This is a genomic window from Afifella pfennigii DSM 17143, from assembly GCF_000688515.1.
GTDB classification, from domain to species: Bacteria; Pseudomonadota; Alphaproteobacteria; order Rhizobiales; family Afifellaceae; genus Afifella; species Afifella pfennigii.
On sequence record NZ_JHZK01000045.1, the window covers coordinates 1 to 17,382 of the forward strand.

Genomic DNA, 17,382 nt, shown 5'->3' on the forward strand with positions numbered 1-17,382 from the left:
CGCGACACCAAGAAGACGACGGTGACGGGCGTTGAGATGTTCCGCAAGCTGCTGGATTCGGGGCAGGCGGGCGACAATATCGGGGCGCTTCTTCGCGGCGTGGACCGCGAGGGCGTGGAGCGCGGGCAGGTTCTGTGCAAGCCGGGCTCGGTGACGCCGCACACCAAGTTCAAGGCGGAAGCCTACATCCTGACGAAGGAGGAGGGCGGACGGCACACGCCGTTCTTCACCAACTACCGTCCGCAGTTCTATTTCCGCACGACGGACGTGACCGGCGTGGTGCATCTTCCGGAAGGCACGGAGATGGTGATGCCGGGCGACAACGTGGAAATGACGGTGGAACTGATCGTGCCGATCGCCATGGAGGAGAAGCTGCGCTTTGCCATCCGCGAGGGCGGACGCACCGTCGGCGCAGGCATCGTCTCTTCCATCATCGAGTAGTTTAGGATGGGCGAGGCCGGCGGCGAGCAAAACGGCACGCCACCGGCAGCGCCGCCTCCGGCAGCGGATGGCCGGCGGCGAGCGGGAAGGCGCGGGGCGACATCAAGGCGGCGAGTTTCGACTTGCCTGGCCGCCACGCCACCGCTACATCGCGGGTGAAAGATTAGGGGTGTAGCTCAGCTGGTAGAGCACCGGTCTCCAAAACCGGTGGTCGGGGGTTCGAGTCCCTCCGCCCCTGCCAGATTCCGGCCTCGGCCGGCAGCGATGCGATGCCCGAGAGGGCTTGCGTCGGGAAGAGAAACTGACTAACTAGAAGGTTCGAAGGCGCGCGGTCGGGCGGATCGCGCGCCTTCCAATTCGGCGGCATGGCGAAAACAAACCCTTTTCAGTTCCTACAGCAGGTGCGCACGGAGGTCGGTAAGGTCACTTGGCCGACCCGCCGCGAGACTTTGATCACGACGGTCATGGTGTTCGTGATGGTGTTCCTGGCGGCGGTGTTTTTCTTCGTCGCCGATCAGATCATGAGCTGGGGCGTCGGCCTGTTGCTCGGCGCTGCCGGCTGAGCCCGGCAAGGCTAGAGAGCCCCGTAAGGCAGAGATTGATGGCGAAACGCTGGTATATCGTCCACGCCTACTCGAATTTCGAGAACAAGGTGGCCGAGGCGATCCGCGAGAAGGCGGCCGCCGCCGGCCTCGATCACCTGATCGAGGAGATTCTCGTACCCAAGGAGAAGGTGGTCGAGGTGCGCCGCGGCCGCAAGGTGGACGCGGAGCGCAAGTTCTTCCCGGGCTATGTGCTGGTGCGGATGGATATGACCGACGAGGCGTTCCATCTCATCAAGAACACACCGAAAGTGACGGGCTTTCTCGGAGCCGACAACAGGCCGGTGCCGATTCCCGATTCGGAGGCCGAGCGCATCATGGCGCAGGTCCAGGAAGGCGTGGAGCGGCCCAAGCCCTCGGTGCATTTCGAGATCGGCGAGCGCATCCGCGTCGCCGACGGCCCCTTCGCCTCCTTCGAGGGCAATGTGGAGGAGGTCGACGAGGAGCGCGCCCGCCTCAAGGTGGCCGTGTCGATTTTCGGACGGGCAACGCCCGTGGAACTGGAATACGGGCAGGTGGAAAAGCTCTGACCCGGAGCCGGTTGGGCGAAACGCCGGCCGGAGGCGGAGGACGGCGTGCCCTCCGCCGCAGACGTGGAAGGCCTGGGCGAGCGCCAGATCGCCCGACAAGGCCGCACCACGAAACGCGCCGCGCCGCGCCGGGGCTGGTCCCGATGCGGCAGAAACGGAGTGAGAGATGGCAAAGAAGATTACGGGCTACCTGAAGCTTCAGGTGCCGGCGGGCGCGGCCAATCCGTCGCCGCCCATCGGGCCGGCGCTGGGTCAGCGCGGGCTCAACATCATGGAGTTCTGCAAGGCTTTCAACGCCGCATCGCAGGAAATGGAGAAGGGCGCGCCGGTGCCGGTGGTGATCACCATCTTCGCCGACAAATCCTTCACCTTCGCCATGAAAACGCCGCCGGTGGCGTTCTTCCTGAAGAAGGCGGCCAAGCTGCAGAAGGGCTCGCAGGCCCCCGGCCGCGATTCGGCGGGTAAGGTGACGCGCGCGCAGGTCCAGGAGATCGCCGAGCAGAAGATGAAGGACCTCAACGCCGGCAGCGTGGAAGCCGCCATGCGCATGGTGGAGGGCTCCGCCCGCTCCATGGGTCTTGAGGTGGTGGGGTAAGGTCATGGCAAAGGTCACAAAGCGCATGAAGGACATCCGCGAAGGCATTGAGCGGATGAAGCTTTACTCCGCGGAAGAGGCGGTTCGCCTTGTCAAGGGACGGGCGAAGGCCAAATTCGACGAGACGGTCGAGGTGGCGATGAATCTCGGCGTCGATCCGCGCCATGCCGATCAGATGGTGCGCGGCGTCGTGTCGCTGCCGAACGGAACCGGCCGCACGGTGCGCGTCGCCGTCTTCGCGCGTGGCGAGAAGGCGGACGAGGCCAAGGCCGCCGGCGCCGACGTCGTTGGGGCGGAGGACCTGATGGAACAGGTCCAGAATGGGCAGATCAACTTCGACCGGGTGATCGCCACGCCCGACATGATGCCGCTGGTGGGGCGCCTGGGTAAGATCCTGGGGCCGCGCGGCATGATGCCGAACCCGAAGGTCGGCACGGTGACGATGGATGTCACCAAGGCGGTGAAGGATGCCAAGGGCGGCTCGGTGGAGTTTCGCGTGGAGAAGGCCGGCATCATCCATGCCGGCATCGGCAAGGCCTCCTTCAGCGAGGATGCGCTGCTGGAGAACCTGCGCGCCTTCACCGACGCGGTGAACCGCGCCAAGCCGTCGGGCGCCAAGGGCGCCTATCTGAAGCGCGTGACGGTCGCCTCCACGCAGGGGCCGGGCGTGAAAGTGGATCTCGGCTCGCTGTCGGCGAGTTGAGATAGAGATACGAGTTTCGGCCGGAGCGATCCGGCCGGAAAGGCCGCCAGGAACGGCGGCCGACCTGTCCGAGATTGCAGGTGAGGAATTTAATCCTCTTAAGCTCAGGCCTCGCGCCAAGGGCCTGCATGAGACGGTGAGGAGCCCGATATCCCGGCTGAGGCCGGGCATGGACGGTTCGAACCTCAGCCCCCGGCTTGTGCCGGGGCCCGCGCCTTCTTGAAGGAGGGCAGGGGGACAGGCGTTCACCGCCGCCCACAACCGGCCAAGGCCGGCAAGGGCGGCAGAAGCGAAGCCGTCTCCCGCGCCACCGGCGGGGAGGCAGATGAGGAAGAGGCAGTGGATAGAGCTGAAAAGCGCGAAATGGTCACCACGCTCAACGAGGTGTTCGCCAACACCAACGTTGTCGTGGTTGCCCACTATTCCGGCCTTTCCGTCGCCGACATGACGGATCTGAGGGTCCGCATGAAGGAGGCGGGGGGTAGCCTCAAGGTGGTCAAGAACCGCCTCGTCAAGCTCGCTCTGAAGGGCACGGACGCCGAGCATATCAGCGATCTGTTCCAGGGCCCGACGGTCATCGCCTATTCGGACGATCCCGTCGCCGCCCCCAAGGTCGCCGCCGACTTCGCCAAGGCGAAGGACAAATTCGTCATTCTCGGCGGCGCCATGGGCGCGACCAACCTGGACAAGGACGGCGTGGAGGCGCTTGCCAAGCTGCCGTCGCTGGATGAGCTGCGCGCCAAGCTGGTCGGCATGATCAACACGCCGGCGACGCGCATCGCCGGGGTCATGCAGGCCCCCGCCGGACAGCTCGCGCGGGTCTTCGGAGCATATGGACAGAAGGACGAGGCGGCGTAAGGCCGACCTTGAAGAGATGAACTAGGTTCGAACCGACAAGGAAAAGACGAAATGGCTGATCTTGAGAAGATTGCGGACGAATTGTCCAACCTCACCGTCCTGGAGGCCGCCGAGCTCTCCAAGATGCTGGAAGAGAAGTGGGGCGTGTCGGCCGCCGCACCGGTCGCCATCGCGGCGGGTGCCGCCGCCGGCGGTGGCGGCGAGGCGGCCGCGGAGGAGGAGAAGGATTCCTTCGACGTGGTCCTGACCGCCGCCGGCGACAAGAAGATCAACGTCATCAAGGAAGTCCGCGCCGTCACCGGCCTCGGACTGAAGGAGGCGAAGGATCTGGTCGAGGGCGCGCCCAAGCCGGTGAAGGAAGGCGTGGCCAAGGACGAGGCCGAGGAGATCAAGAAGAAGCTCGAGGAAGCCGGCGCGACCGTCGAGCTGAAGTAAGGAGCTTCATGTCGCGGAGGACGACAATCCGCGTCAGGCGAACCGGGCGGCCCCGCAGAACGGGGCCGCCCTTGCGGCTTTCTCGAAGGCCGCCCCTCGGGGCGACGTTCCAGACAGCCATTCGGGACAGGGTCGGATGAGGGAGCCTTGGCGCTCCACCCCATCCGCTGCGAGCGAGGACGAGGAAATCCATGGCCAATCAAGCCGTTCAAAACGCCAGCTTTTCGGGCCGCCGCCGCATCCGTAAGTTCTTCGGTCATATCACCGAAGCGGCGGAGATGCCCAACCTTATCGAGGTGCAAAAATCCTCCTACGATCAGTTCCTCATGGTGGAGGAGCCGAAGGGCGGGCGTGGCGACGAAGGCCTGCAGGCGGTGTTCAAGTCGGTGTTTCCGATCACCGACTTCTCCGGCGCGGCGATGCTGGAATTCGTGCGCTACGAATTCGAGCCGCCGAAATACGACACGGAGGAGTGCCGCCAGCGCGACATGACCTATGCGGCGCCCCTGAAGGTGACGCTGCGCCTCATCGTGTTCGATGTCGACGAGGATACCGGCGCCAAATCCGTCAAGGATATCAAGGAGCAGGACGTCTATATGGGCGACATGCCGCTGATGACGGACAACGGCACCTTCATCATCAACGGCACGGAGCGCGTCATCGTCTCGCAGATGCACCGCTCGCCGGGCGTCTTCTTCGACCACGACAAGGGCAAGACGCATTCCTCCGGCAAGCTGTTGTTCGCCGCGCGCATCATCCCCTATCGCGGTTCCTGGCTCGACATCGAGTTCGACGCCAAGGACATCGTGCATGCCCGCATCGACCGGCGACGCAAGATCCCGGTCACCTCGCTGCTGATGGCGCTCGGCATGGACGGCGAGGAGATCCTGTCGACCTTCTACGATCACATCACCGTGACGCGGCAGGGCGATGGCTGGATCCTGCCCTTCGACGCGGAGAAGCTGCGCGGCACCAAGGCGGAACAGGATTACGTCGACGCCGAAAGCGGCGAGATCGTCGTGGAGGCGGGCAAGAAAATCACCGCGCGCCTTGCCAAGCAGCTCGCCGAGAAGGGCGTCAAGGCGCTCGCCATCGCCGAGGAACAGCTGATCGGCCGCTATCTCGCGGAGGATATCGTCAATTACGAGACGGGCGAGATCTACGCCGAGGCGGGCGAGGAAATCTCCGACAAGATGCTGGCGCAGTTCGCCGAGATCGGCCTGAACGAGCTGCCGGTCCTGGAGATCGATCACGTCAATGTCGGCGCCTATATGCGCAACACGCTGGCGGCCGACAAGAACGAGAGCCGCGAAGACGCGCTCTTCGACATCTACCGGGTGATGCGTCCGGGCGAGCCGCCGACGATCGAGACGGCGGAGGCGATGTTCCATTCGCTGTTCTTCGATCCGGAGCGCTACGACCTGTCGGCCGTCGGCCGGGTGAAGATGAACATGCGTCTCGACCTTGAGGCGGACGACACGGTGCGCGTCCTGCGCCGCGAGGACATTTTGGCGGTCATCCGCACGCTTCTCGATCTGAGGGACGGGCGCGGCGAGATCGACGACATCGACAATCTCGGCAACCGGCGAGTGCGTTCCGTCGGCGAATTGATGGAGAACCAGTACCGCATCGGCTTGCTCAGGATGGAGCGCGCCATCAAGGAGCGCATGTCCTCGGTGGAGATCGATACGGTGATGCCGCAGGATCTCATCAACGCCAAGCCGGCCGCGGCCGCGGTGCGCGAGTTCTTCGGCTCCTCGCAGCTTTCACAGTTCATGGACCAGACCAACCCCTTGTCGGAGATTACCCACAAGCGGCGCCTGTCCGCGCTCGGCCCGGGCGGCCTGACGCGCGAGCGGGCGGGCTTTGAGGTGCGCGACGTGCATCCGACGCATTACGGGCGCATCTGTCCGATCGAGACGCCGGAAGGGCCGAATATCGGCCTCATCAATTCGCTCGCCACCTTCGCGCGGGTGAACAAATACGGCTTCATCGAGAGCCCCTACCGCAAGATCGTCGACGGGCGGGTGAGCGACGAGGTCGTCTATCTGTCGGCCATGGAAGAGGCGAAATACACCGTCGCCCAGGCCAACGCCCAGCTCGACGAGGAAGGCCGGTTCGTCAACGAGCTCGTCACCTGCCGCCATGGCGGCGACGTGTCGATGGTCTCGCGCGACAAGGTCGACCTGATGGACGTGTCGCCCAAGCAGCTCGTCTCCGTCGCCGCGGCGCTGATCCCGTTCCTGGAGAACGACGACGCCAACCGCGCGCTGATGGGCTCCAACATGCAGCGCCAGGCGGTGCCGCTGGTGCGCGCCGAGGCGCCGCTCGTCGGGACCGGCATGGAGCCGATCGTGGCGCGCGATTCCGGCGCGGCGATCGCGGCACGGCGTACCGGCGTCGTCGACCAGGTGGACGCGACCCGTATCGTCATCCGGGCAACGGAAGAGATCGACGCCTCCAAGTCGGGCGTCGACATCTACCGGCTGCAGAAGTTCCAGCGCTCCAACCAGAACACCTGCATCACCCAGCGCCCGCTGGTGAAGGTGGGCGAGCAGGTGGCCAAGGGCGAGGTGATCGCCGACGGTCCCTCCACCGATATCGGCGATCTGGCGCTGGGGCGGAACGTGCTCGTCGCCTTCATGCCGTGGAACGGCTACAACTTCGAGGATTCCATCCTGCTGTCGGAGCGTATCGTTCGCGACGACGTCTTCACCTCCATCCATATCGAGGAATTCGAGGTGATGGCCCGCGACACCAAGCTCGGGCCGGAGGAGATCACGCGCGACATCCCGAACGTGTCGGAAGAGGCGCTCAGAAACCTCGACGAGGCGGGCATCGTCTATATCGGCGCGGAGGTGCAGCCAGGCGACATCCTGGTCGGCAAGATCACGCCGAAGGGCGAAAGCCCGATGACGCCGGAGGAAAAGCTCCTGCGCGCCATCTTCGGCGAGAAGGCGTCGGATGTGCGCGACACCTCGCTGCGCATGCCGCCGGGCGCCTATGGCACGATCGTGGAGGTGCGCGTCTTCAACCGCCACGGGGTGGAGAAGGACGAGCGCGCCATGGCGATCGAGCGCGAGGAGATCGAGCGCCTGGCCAAGGACCGCGACGACGAGCAGTCGATTCTGGACCGCAACATCTATGGGCGGCTCGCCGACATGCTGCGCGGCGAGAAGGGCGCGGCCGGACCGAAGGGCTTCAAGAAGGGCTCTGAGATCACCGACGAGACGATGGCGGAATATCCGCGCTCGCAGTGGTGGCTGTTCGCCGTCTCCGACGACAAGAAGATGCAGGACATCGAGGGCCTGAAGGCGCAGTACGACGAAAGCCGCAAGCGCCTGGAAAGCCGCTTCATCGACAAGGTGGAGAAGCTGCAGCGCGGCGACGAGCTGCCTCCCGGCGTGATGAAGATGGTCAAGGTCTTCGTCGCGGTGAAGCGCAAGATTCAGCCCGGCGACAAGATGGCCGGCCGCCACGGCAACAAGGGCGTGGTGTCCAAGATCGTGCCGATCGAGGACATGCCCTTCCTGGAGGACGGCACGCATGTCGATATCGTGCTCAATCCGCTCGGCGTGCCGAGCCGGATGAATGTCGGCCAGATTCTGGAGACGCATCTGGGCTGGGCCTGCGCCAATCTCGGCAAGAAGATCGGCGAACTCGTCGAGGCCTATCGCGACAGCGGCGATGTGGAGCCGCTGCGCGGGCGGCTGACGGAGCTCTACGGCGACAACGAGAAGAACGAGCCGGTGAACGCCTTCGACGAGGATTCCGTCGTGCGGCTCGGCGAGCAGCTGACGGCCGGCGTGCCGATCGCCACGCCTGTCTTCGACGGCGCCAAGGAGCACCATATCGTGGAGCTTCTGGAACAGGCCGGCCTCAACGAGAGCGGCCAGGCGCGGCTGTTCGACGGCAAGACCGGCGAGGCCTTCGACCGCGAGGTGACAGTGGGCTACATCTACATGCTGAAGCTGCACCATCTCGTCGACGACAAGATCCATGCCCGCTCGATCGGCCCGTACTCGCTCGTCACCCAGCAGCCGCTGGGCGGCAAGGCGCAGTTCGGCGGCCAGCGCTTCGGCGAGATGGAGGTCTGGGCCCTGGAAGCCTACGGCGCGGCCTATACCTTGCAGGAGATGCTGACGGTGAAATCGGACGACGTCGCCGGCCGCACCAAGGTCTACGAGGCCATCGTCAGAGGCGACGACACCTTCGAGGCCGGTATTCCGGAGAGCTTCAACGTCCTGGTGAAGGAAATGCGCTCGCTCGGTCTTTCCATCGACCTTGAGGATTCGGAGAAGGGACGCGCATTGCCGCAGAACTACGACAAGGATGCCGCCGAATAGGCGGCGTCCCCGAGGAGCCCACGAAACCTGCCGCGCTCAGCGCGGCGCGGCGCCCGCCCCCGGCGCCCGCAACCTAAGGCAAGGAGAATGACCCGATGAACCAAGAGGTCATGAACATCTTCAGCCCCCAGGCTCAGCAGCAGACCTTCGACCAGATCCGCATCTCGCTGGCGAGCCCCGAAAAGATCCTGTCCTGGTCCTACGGCGAGATCAAGAAGCCGGAGACCATCAACTACCGCACCTTCAAGCCGGAGCGGGACGGGCTGTTCTGCGCCCGCATCTTCGGGCCGATCAAGGATTACGAGTGCCTGTGCGGCAAGTACAAGCGGATGAAGTACAAGGGCATCATCTGCGAGAAGTGCGGCGTGGAGGTGACCCTGGCGCGCGTGCGCCGCGAGCGCATGGGCCATATCGAGCTGGCCGCGCCGGTCGCCCATATCTGGTTCCTGAAGTCGCTGCCGTCGCGCATCGGCCTGATGCTCGACATGACGCTGAAGGACATCGAGCGCGTCCTCTATTTTGAGAACTACATCGTCGTGGAGCCCGGCATCACGCCGCTCGGCGACAAGCAGCTCCTGACGGAGGACGAGTATCTGGAGGCGCAGGACCAGTACGGCGCCGACAGCTTCACCGCCCTGATCGGCGCCGAAGCGGTGCGCGAGCTCTTGATGGCGATCGACCTTGAGGCGGAGGCGGTGCGCCTGCGCCAGGAGATCGCCGAGGCGACGACGGAACTGAAGCCGAAGAAGCTCGCCAAGCGGCTGAAGGTGATCGAGGCCTTCATCGCCTCCGGCAACCGGCCGGAATGGATGGTGATGACCGTGGTGCCGGTGATCCCGCCGGATCTGCGCCCGCTGGTGCCGCTCGACGGCGGCCGCTTCGCCACCTCCGACCTCAACGATCTCTATCGCCGCGTCATCAACCGCAACAACCGGCTGAAACGGCTGATCGAGCTGCGCGCGCCCGACATCATCATCCGCAACGAGAAGCGGATGCTGCAGGAATCGGTCGATGCGCTGTTCGACAACGGCCGGCGCGGGCGCGTCATCACCGGCACCAACAAGCGTCCGCTGAAGTCGCTCTCCGACATGCTGAAGGGCAAGCAGGGCCGCTTCCGCCAGAACCTGCTCGGCAAGCGCGTCGACTATTCCGGCCGCTCCGTCATCGTGGTCGGGCCGGAGCTGAAGCTGCATCAATGCGGCCTGCCGAAGAAGATGGCGCTGGAGCTGTTCAAGCCGTTCATCTATTCGCGGCTCGACGCCAAGGGCTATTCGGCGACCGTCAAGCAGGCCAAGAAGCTCGTGGAGAAGGAAAAACCGGAAGTCTGGGACATCCTCGACGAGGTGATCCGCGAGCATCCGGTGCTGCTCAACCGCGCCCCGACGCTGCACCGCCTCGGCATCCAGGCCTTCGAGCCGGTGCTGGTGGAAGGCAAGGCGATCCAGCTGCATCCGCTCGTCTGCGCGGCCTTCAACGCCGATTTCGACGGCGACCAGATGGCGGTGCACGTGCCCTTGTCGCTGGAGGCGCAGCTTGAGGCGCGCGTCCTGATGATGTCGACCAACAACATCCTGCACCCGGCCAACGGTCAGCCGATCATCGTGCCCTCGCAGGATATCGTGCTCGGCCTCTACTATCTGTCGCTCATCCAGGACAACGAGCCGGGCGAGGGCATGCTGTTCGGCTCCATCTCGGAGCTGCATCACGCGCTGGAAGTCGGCGCGGTGACGATGCACGCCAAGATCAAGGGTCGCTACAAGGGCGTCGACACGGAGGGCAATCCGACCTCCAAGATCTACGAAACCACGCCCGGGCGCATGCTCATCGGCGAGCTTCTGCCCAAGCATGGCGCGATCCCGTTCGACATCTGCAACAAGCTGATGACCAAGAAGGAAATCAGCCGGATGATCGATACCGTCTACCGCCATACCGGGCAGAAGGAGACGGTGATCTTCTGCGACCGGATCATGCAGCTCGGCTTCACCCAGGCGGCGCGCGCCGGCATCTCGTTCGGCAAGGACGACATGGTCATTCCGGACGCGAAGACGAAGCTGGTGGAAGAAACCCGCCAGCTCGCGGCCGAATACGAGCAGCAGTACAATGACGGGCTCATCACCCAGGGCGAGAAGTACAACAAGGTCGTCGACGCCTGGGCCAAGTGCACGGACAAGGTCGCCGACGAGATGATGAACCGCATCCAGGCGGTGGAGTTCGACGAGGAGACCAAGCGGCAAAGGCCGATCAACTCCATCTACATGATGAGCCATTCGGGCGCCCGCGGCTCGCCGGCGCAGATGAAGCAGCTCGCCGGCATGCGCGGCCTGATGGCCAAGCCGTCCGGCGAGATCATCGAGAGCCCGATCATCTCCAACTTCAAGGAGGGGCTGTCGGTCCTGGAGTACTTCAACTCCACCCACGGCGCCCGTAAGGGCCTCGCCGATACGGCGCTGAAGACGGCCAATTCCGGCTATCTGACGCGCCGCCTCGTCGACGTGGCGCAGGACTGCATCATCACCGAGACCGATTGCGGCTCGGAGAACGGCCTTACCATGCAGGCGATCGTCGATGCCGGCCAGGTGGTGGCCACGCTCGGCCAGCGCATCCTGGGTCGCACGACGGCCGAGGACGTCACCGATCCGGCGAGCGGCGAGACCATCGTGGCGGCGGGCGAGCTCATCGGGGAGCGCGACGTGGAGGCGATCGAGGCGGCCGGCGTGCAGTCGGTGCTGATCCGCTCCGTGCTCACCTGCGAGACCAAGTACGGCGTCTGCGGCAAGTGCTACGGGCGCGATCTCGCCCGCGGCACGCCCGTCAACATGGGCGAGGCGGTCGGCGTCATCGCGGCGCAGTCGATCGGCGAGCCGGGTACCCAGCTCACCATGCGTACCTTCCATATCGGCGGCACGGCGCAGGTGGTCGATCAGTCCTTCATCGAGGCCACCTTCGAGGGCACGGTGCAGATCCACAACCGGTCGATCGTGCGCAACTCCGAGGGCCGGCTGATCGCCATGGGCCGCAACATGCAGGTCGCCATCATCGACGAGAAGGGCAAGGAGCGGGCCAGCCACCGCGTGCCCTACGGCTCGCGCCTCTTCGTCGACCAGGGCGACGCCATCAAGCGCGGCCAGCGCATCGCCGAATGGGATCCCTATACCCGTCCGATCATGACGGAGGTGGGCGGCAAGGTCGCCTTCGAGGACATGGTGGAGGGCGCCTCGGTCACCGAGACGGCCGACGAATCGACCGGCATCACCAAGCGTGTCGTCGTCGATTGGCGGGCGAGCCCGCGCGGGGCGAACCTGAAGCCGGCCCTCGTCATCGAGGGCAAGGACGGCAAGCCGGCGAAGCTGGAGCGTGGCGGCGACGCGCGCTATCAGCTCTCCGTCGACGCCATCCTCTCGGTGGAGCCTGGCGACGAGGTGGCGCCCGGCGACGTCCTGGCGCGTATCCCGCTGGAAAGCGCCAAGACGCGCGACATCACCGGCGGTCTGCCGCGGGTGGCGGAGCTCTTCGAGGCCAGGCGCCCGAAGGACCACGCCATCATCGCGGAGAATGCGGGCACGGTGCGCTTCGGCCGCGACTACAAGAACAAGCGGCGCATCGTCATCGAGCCGATCGACGGCGAAGGCGAGCCGATGGAGTACCTCATCCCGAAGGGCCGCCCCTTCCATCTGCAGGAAGGCGACGTCATCGAGAAGGGCGACTTCATCCTGGACGGCCTGCCGGCGCCCCACGACATCCTGGCCATCAAGGGCGTGGAGGAGCTTGCGGCCTATCTCGTCAACGAGATCCAGGAGGTCTACCGGCTGCAGGGCGTGCTTATCAACGACAAGCATATCGAGGTCATCGTCCGGCAGATGCTGCAGAAGGTGGAGGTCACCGTCCAGGGCGACACCGACCTCATCTCCGGCGAGCAGATCGACCGCATCGAGTTCGACGCCATCAATGAGCGTATGAAGGAAGAGGGCAAGAAGCAGGCAGAAGCCGTGCCGGTGCTGCTAGGCATCACCAAGGCGAGCCTGCAGACCCGCTCCTTCATTTCCGCCGCCTCCTTCCAGGAGACGACGCGGGTGCTCACGGACGCAGCGGTCAACGGCAAGATCGACACGCTGGAGGGGCTGAAAGAGAACGTCATCGTCGGGCGTCTCATTCCGGCCGGCACCGGCGGCACGATCAGCCGGCTGCGTCAGATCGCGACGCGGCGCGACGAGCTCATCGCCGAGGAGGAGCGCAAGCGCGCCGAACTCGCAGCGAGCGCCGCTCTCGTCGATATGAGCGAAGAGGGCGGAGAGACGGAGGCGGTCGAGGCCAGCGAGTAGGCTCGCCCGAATCAGCACAGAGGAAAACGACGCCCCGGCCGCACCACGGCCGGGGCGTTTTTCGTCTCCCCGCAGAGGCGACGGACCGCCCCGTGCCGCGCCCCGTGCTGGGTCAGGTGTGGCGGCGCGGGCACAGCGCCGCGCGAAGGCGCCGGCGGTTTACCTTGCCGACATAACTTCAACGAAAAATCGCTTGTACGGCCTTCCGGCTCGGCTAGAGGAGCATGACCCATGCGCCTTGCCGCCGACCGCGGCCACCGGTCGAGAGTTTTTTATCCCAAAGGGATGAACCTTTTTTCCCGCTCGTCGTTACTGACGCCGAGGGGACCAACCACGACGGAACACAATGGCTGGATATCTTGTCAAACGGACGATCCTGTTTATCGGACTGACCCTCGGCTACGCCACGCTCGCGGCGATACCTTATCTGAGCTGAGGCTCGGCCACCGCGAGAGTGGCATTGCAGAGTTTTGAGAAGAGGCCGGCCAAGCCGGCCTTTTTTCATTTGCGCCATCCCCCATCGTTTGCCGGCCGCCCTGCCGGCGCCGAGATTGGCAAGGCGCGAAACGGGCAAACCGATTCACGAAGCGATTCTCGACCCGCAGGAGATCGGCGATTGGCATCGCCGCGAGGGTCCCGGCATCGCTTCAGGGCGCACAGAAGCGTGCGCGATGCCTGTTTTGCCCGCTGACGCGGGGCTCCGCTCAGAAAACCTTAACGGTCGGGGTTGACGGCAAACCCCTCCACGTCTAGATGACGGCAACCCAGCGGGCAGGCGGTAAGCCAAGCCCTGTTTCGTGCGTCCATAGCGCGGGACTTCAAGGCTTAAACGCTGTCCGGGTTTGAATGCGATCGAAGTCGGATCATGATTGCGGGGCAATTCCCGTGATCCTCTGTTTCTGGGCACCGCAGGCGAATGGCCGCGCGGTGCGATTTTCGTCGCGCTTGAGAGTTCTTGAGGACACGGGAAGCCGGACATTCTTTATGCCGACGATCAACCAGCTCATCCGCAAGCCGCGCCACGACAAGCCGCGGCGCAACAAAGTGCCGGCGCTGGAGGCCAATCCGCAGAAGCGCGGCGTGTGCACGCGCGTCTACACCACGACGCCGAAGAAGCCGAACTCGGCGCTGCGTAAGGTCGCCAAGGTGCGCCTGACGAATGGCTACGAAGTCGTCGGCTACATCCCGGGCGAGGGCCATAACCTTCAGGAGCACTCCGTGGTGATGATCCGCGGCGGGCGCGTGAAGGACCTGCCGGGCGTGCGCTACCACATTCTGCGCGGCGTCCTCGATACCCAGGGCGTCAAGGATCGTCGCCAGCGCCGTTCCAAGTACGGCGCCAAGCGGCCGAAGTAAGGAGACAGGGCGATGTCGCGACGCCGGCGGGCCGAAAAGCGTGAGATCAATCCCGATCCGAAGTACGGCGATCGGGTGATCTCCAAGTTCATGAATTCCGTCATGTATGACGGCAAGAAGTCCGTCGCCGAGGCGATCGTCTACGGGGCGCTGGATTCGGTGGAGGTCCGCCTGCGCCAGGACCCGGTGGCGGTGTTCCATCAGGCGCTCGACAACGTGATGCCGCATGTGGAGGTGCGTTCGCGCCGCGTCGGTGGCGCCACCTACCAGGTTCCCGTGGAGGTGCGGGTCGACCGGCGTCAGGCGCTCGCCATCCGCTGGCTGATCTCGGCGGCGCGCGGGCGCAACGAACGCACCATGCAGGAGCGCCTGTCGGGCGAACTCATGGACGCGGCCAACAATCGCGGCAACGCCGTGAAGAAGCGCGAAGACACGCACCGGATGGCGGAAGCCAACCGCGCCTTCTCGCATTACCGCTGGTAACAGCAGAGCGACGAGATTTCCCATGCCCCGCGACTATAAGATCGAGGATTACCGCAACTTCGGCATCATGGCCCACATCGATGCCGGCAAGACCACCACGACGGAGCGGATCCTCTTCTACACCGGCAAGTCCCATAAGATGGGCGAGGTCCATGAGGGCGCCGCCACCATGGACTGGATGGAGCAGGAGCAGGAGCGCGGCATCACCATCACCTCCGCCGCCACCACCACCTTCTGGGAGGGGCGCGACGGCAAGAAGCGCCGCCTCAACATCATCGACACGCCGGGCCATGTCGACTTCACCATCGAGGTGGAGCGCTCGCTGCGCGTGCTCGACGGCGCCATCGCGCTGCTCGATGCCAATGCGGGCGTGGAGCCGCAGACGGAGACGGTCTGGCGGCAGGCGGACAAGTACAAAGTCCCGCGCATGATCTTCGTCAACAAGATGGACAAGATCGGAGCCGACTTCTTCCGTTGCGTGGAGATGATCGACGACCGTCTCGGCGCGCAGCCGCTGGTGCTGCAGTTGCCGGTCGGCGCGGAAAGCGATTTTCGCGGCGTGATCGATCTCATCGAGATGAATGCCCGCATCTGGCGCGACGAGACGCTCGGCGCGCAATGGGACACGCTCGACATCCCCGAGGAGATGCAGGCGCAGGCCGAGGAATGGCGCGAGAAGCTCATTGAGACCGTGGTGGAGCTCGATGACGCCGCCATGGAGGCTTATCTGGAGGGCAACCAGCCCGACAATGATACGCTGCGCAAGCTCATCCGCAAGGGAACCTGCAGCGTGCAGTTCTTCCCGGTGCTGGCCGGCTCCGCCTTCAAGAACAAGGGCGTGCAGCTTTTGCTGGACGCGGTCGTGGATTATCTGCCGAGCCCGGTGGAGGTGCCCTCCATCCGCGGCATCGACCCGAAGTCCGGCGAAGAGATCAGGCGCGTGTCTTCCGACGACGAGCCGCTTTCCATGCTCGCCTTCAAGGTTATGAACGACCCGTTCGTCGGCTCGCTCACCTTCGCGCGCATCTATTCCGGCAAGCTGGAATCGGGCGTCAGCCTGATGAACACGGTGAAGGACAAGCGCGAGCGCATCGGCCGCATGCTGCTCATGCACTCCAACAACCGCGAAGAGATCAAGGAGGCCTTTGCCGGCGACATCGTCGCGCTTGTGGGCCTCAAGGATACCACGACGGGCGACACGCTTTGCGAGGCGAACAAGCCGGTGATCCTGGAGCGGATGGAGTTTCCCGAGCCGGTGATCGAGATCGCGATCGAGCCGAGCTCCAAGGCGGACCAGGAGAAGATGGGCATCGCCCTTAACCGGCTCGCCCAGGAGGATCCGTCCTTCCGCGTCAAGACGGATGAGGAATCGGGGCAAACGATCATCGCCGGGATGGGTGAATTGCATCTCGACATCCTGGTCGACCGGATGAAGCGGGAGTTCAAGGTGGTGGCCAATGTCGGCCAGCCGCAGGTCGCCTACCGCGAGACGATCACCCAGCAGGCAGAGATCGATTACACGCATAAGAAGCAGACCGGCGGCTCCGGTCAGTTCGCGCGCGTCAAGATCCTGTTTGAGCCGCTGGAGGCGGGCGGGGGCTTTGCCTTCGATTCCAAGATCGTCGGCGGCAACGTGCCCAAGGAGTACATTCCGGGCGTGCAGAAGGGCCTGGAAAGCGTCCTCGGCAGCGGCGTTCTGGCCGGCTTCCCGATGGTCGACATCAAGGCGACGCTGCTCGACGGCGCGTATCACGACGTCGATTCTTCGGTGCTCGCCTTTGAGATCGCCGCGCGGGCCGCGTTCCGCGAGGGCGCCCAGAAGGCGAAGCCCGTGCTACTGGAGCCGGTGATGAAGGTCGAAGTGGTGACGCCGGACGATTACACCGGGTCCGTCATCGGCGACCTCAATTCCAGGCGCGGCCAGGTGCAAGGTCAGGAGATGCGGGGCAACGCCACCGTCGTCAACGCCATGGTGCCGCTCGCCAATATGTTCGGCTACGTCAACACGCTGCGCTCCATGACCCAAGGGCGGGCGCAGTACACGATGCAGTTCGACCATTATTCGCCGGTGCCGAGCCAGGTCGCCCAGGAAATTCAATCGAAATACGCCTGATTTCTTCTGAAACAGGTTGAGAAGTCAGACGGAGAGAGCTGATGGCAAAAGAGAAGTTTTCGCGCACGAAGCCGCATTGCAACATCGGGACCATTGGTCACGTTGACCATGGCAAGACGACGCTGACGGCGGCGATCACGAAGTTCTTCGGCGAGTTTAAGGCGTATGACCAGATCGACGCGGCGCCGGAGGAGAAGGCGCGCGGCATCACCATTTCCACGGCGCATGTTGAGTACGAGACGGAGAATCGTCACTACGCGCATGTGGATTGCCCGGGCCATGCGGACTACGTGAAGAACATGATCACGGGCGCGGCGCAGATGGACGGCGCGATCCTGGTTGTCTCGGCGGCGGACGGCCCGATGCCGCAGACGCGCGAGCACATTCTTCTGGCGCGTCAGGTGGGCGTTCCGGCGCTGGTCGTTTACATGAACAAGTGCGATCAGGTGGATGACGAGGAGCTGCTTGAGCTTGTGGAGCTTGAGGTTCGCGAGCTTCTGTCGTCCTACGAGTTCCCGGGCGACGACATTCCCGTGATCAAGGGCTCGGCGCTGGTGGCGCTTGAGGGCGGCGACCAGGCGATGGGCGAGGATTCGGTGCG

13 protein-coding genes and 1 tRNA gene are annotated in these 17,382 nt (G+C 64.6%); all 14 read left to right on the forward strand.

From position 1 onward, the window contains the following. The coding region (locus Q331_RS0118500) for an EF-Tu C-terminal domain-related protein (RefSeq protein ID WP_026380995.1) at positions 1-441 on the forward strand (441 nt) is incomplete at its 5' end. A gap of 165 nt (positions 442-606) precedes the next feature. After that, positions 607-682 (forward strand) — tRNA-Trp (locus Q331_RS0118505). Between the two features lie 124 nt (positions 683-806). Beyond that, the gene (secE, locus tag Q331_RS0118510; RefSeq protein ID WP_026381884.1) at positions 807-1,004 is read left to right on the forward strand and encodes a preprotein translocase subunit SecE; all 198 of its coding nucleotides are present in this window, start codon (positions 807-809) and stop codon (positions 1,002-1,004) included. Positions 1,005-1,042: 38 nt separating this feature from the next. Then, positions 1,043-1,573: a transcription termination/antitermination protein NusG gene (gene nusG / locus Q331_RS0118515; RefSeq protein ID WP_026381885.1), complete on the forward strand. Its 531-nt coding sequence runs from the start codon at positions 1,043-1,045 to the stop codon at positions 1,571-1,573. A 166-nt stretch (positions 1,574-1,739) separates the two neighbouring features. Next, on the forward strand, positions 1,740-2,168 hold the full coding sequence (gene rplK / locus Q331_RS0118520) for a 50S ribosomal protein L11 (protein WP_026381886.1): 429 nt from the start codon (positions 1,740-1,742) through the stop codon (positions 2,166-2,168). A gap of 4 nt (positions 2,169-2,172) precedes the next feature. After that, positions 2,173-2,871, forward strand: a complete 699-nt coding sequence (gene rplA / locus Q331_RS0118525) for a 50S ribosomal protein L1 (RefSeq protein ID WP_026381887.1) — start codon at positions 2,173-2,175, stop codon at positions 2,869-2,871. Positions 2,872-3,210: 339 nt separating this feature from the next. Further along, complete coding sequence (rplJ, locus tag Q331_RS0118530; RefSeq protein WP_026381888.1) at positions 3,211-3,729, forward strand: 50S ribosomal protein L10; 519 nt, start codon at positions 3,211-3,213, stop codon at positions 3,727-3,729. 51 nt (positions 3,730-3,780) lie between these two features. Continuing rightward, a complete protein-coding gene (gene rplL / locus Q331_RS0118535; RefSeq protein WP_026381889.1) occupies positions 3,781-4,164 on the forward strand; it encodes a 50S ribosomal protein L7/L12 in 384 nt (127 codons plus the stop codon). Between the two features lie 191 nt (positions 4,165-4,355). After that, positions 4,356-8,510: a DNA-directed RNA polymerase subunit beta gene (gene rpoB / locus Q331_RS0118540; RefSeq protein ID WP_026381890.1), complete on the forward strand. Its 4,155-nt coding sequence runs from the start codon at positions 4,356-4,358 to the stop codon at positions 8,508-8,510. 95 nt (positions 8,511-8,605) lie between these two features. After that, positions 8,606-12,829 (forward strand): DNA-directed RNA polymerase subunit beta', encoded by a 4,224-nt coding sequence (gene rpoC / locus Q331_RS0118545; protein WP_026381891.1) that lies wholly within the window; start codon positions 8,606-8,608, stop codon positions 12,827-12,829. 984 nt (positions 12,830-13,813) lie between these two features. Continuing rightward, complete coding sequence (rpsL, locus tag Q331_RS0118550) at positions 13,814-14,185, forward strand: 30S ribosomal protein S12 (RefSeq protein ID WP_026381892.1); 372 nt, start codon at positions 13,814-13,816, stop codon at positions 14,183-14,185. Positions 14,186-14,197: 12 nt separating this feature from the next. Then, complete coding sequence (rpsG, locus tag Q331_RS0118555; RefSeq protein WP_026381893.1) at positions 14,198-14,668, forward strand: 30S ribosomal protein S7; 471 nt, start codon at positions 14,198-14,200, stop codon at positions 14,666-14,668. Positions 14,669-14,690: 22 nt separating this feature from the next. Continuing rightward, a complete protein-coding gene (gene fusA / locus Q331_RS0118560) occupies positions 14,691-16,781 on the forward strand; it encodes an elongation factor G (RefSeq protein ID WP_026381894.1) in 2,091 nt (696 codons plus the stop codon). Between the two features lie 41 nt (positions 16,782-16,822). Further along, the coding region (locus Q331_RS0118565; RefSeq protein ID WP_026381895.1) for a GTP-binding protein at positions 16,823-17,382 on the forward strand (560 nt) is incomplete at its 3' end.

Bases quoted from the DNA above. Each gene is read 5' to 3' on its own strand.
- secE (WP_026381884.1), top strand. From the start codon at position 807: ATGGCGAAAACAAACCCTTTTCAGTTCCTACAGCAGGTGCGCACGGAG.
- nusG (WP_026381885.1), top strand. From the start codon at position 1,043: ATGGCGAAACGCTGGTATATCGTCCACGCCTACTCGAATTTCGAGAAC.
- rplK (WP_026381886.1), top strand. From the start codon at position 1,740: ATGGCAAAGAAGATTACGGGCTACCTGAAGCTTCAGGTGCCGGCGGGC.
- rplA (WP_026381887.1), top strand. From the start codon at position 2,173: ATGGCAAAGGTCACAAAGCGCATGAAGGACATCCGCGAAGGCATTGAG.
- rplL (WP_026381889.1), top strand. From the start codon at position 3,781: ATGGCTGATCTTGAGAAGATTGCGGACGAATTGTCCAACCTCACCGTC.
- rpoB (WP_026381890.1), top strand. From the start codon at position 4,356: ATGGCCAATCAAGCCGTTCAAAACGCCAGCTTTTCGGGCCGCCGCCGC.
- rpoC (WP_026381891.1), top strand. From the start codon at position 8,606: ATGAACCAAGAGGTCATGAACATCTTCAGCCCCCAGGCTCAGCAGCAG.
- rpsL (WP_026381892.1), top strand. From the start codon at position 13,814: ATGCCGACGATCAACCAGCTCATCCGCAAGCCGCGCCACGACAAGCCG.
- rpsG (WP_026381893.1), top strand. From the start codon at position 14,198: ATGTCGCGACGCCGGCGGGCCGAAAAGCGTGAGATCAATCCCGATCCG.
- fusA (WP_026381894.1), top strand. From the start codon at position 14,691: ATGCCCCGCGACTATAAGATCGAGGATTACCGCAACTTCGGCATCATG.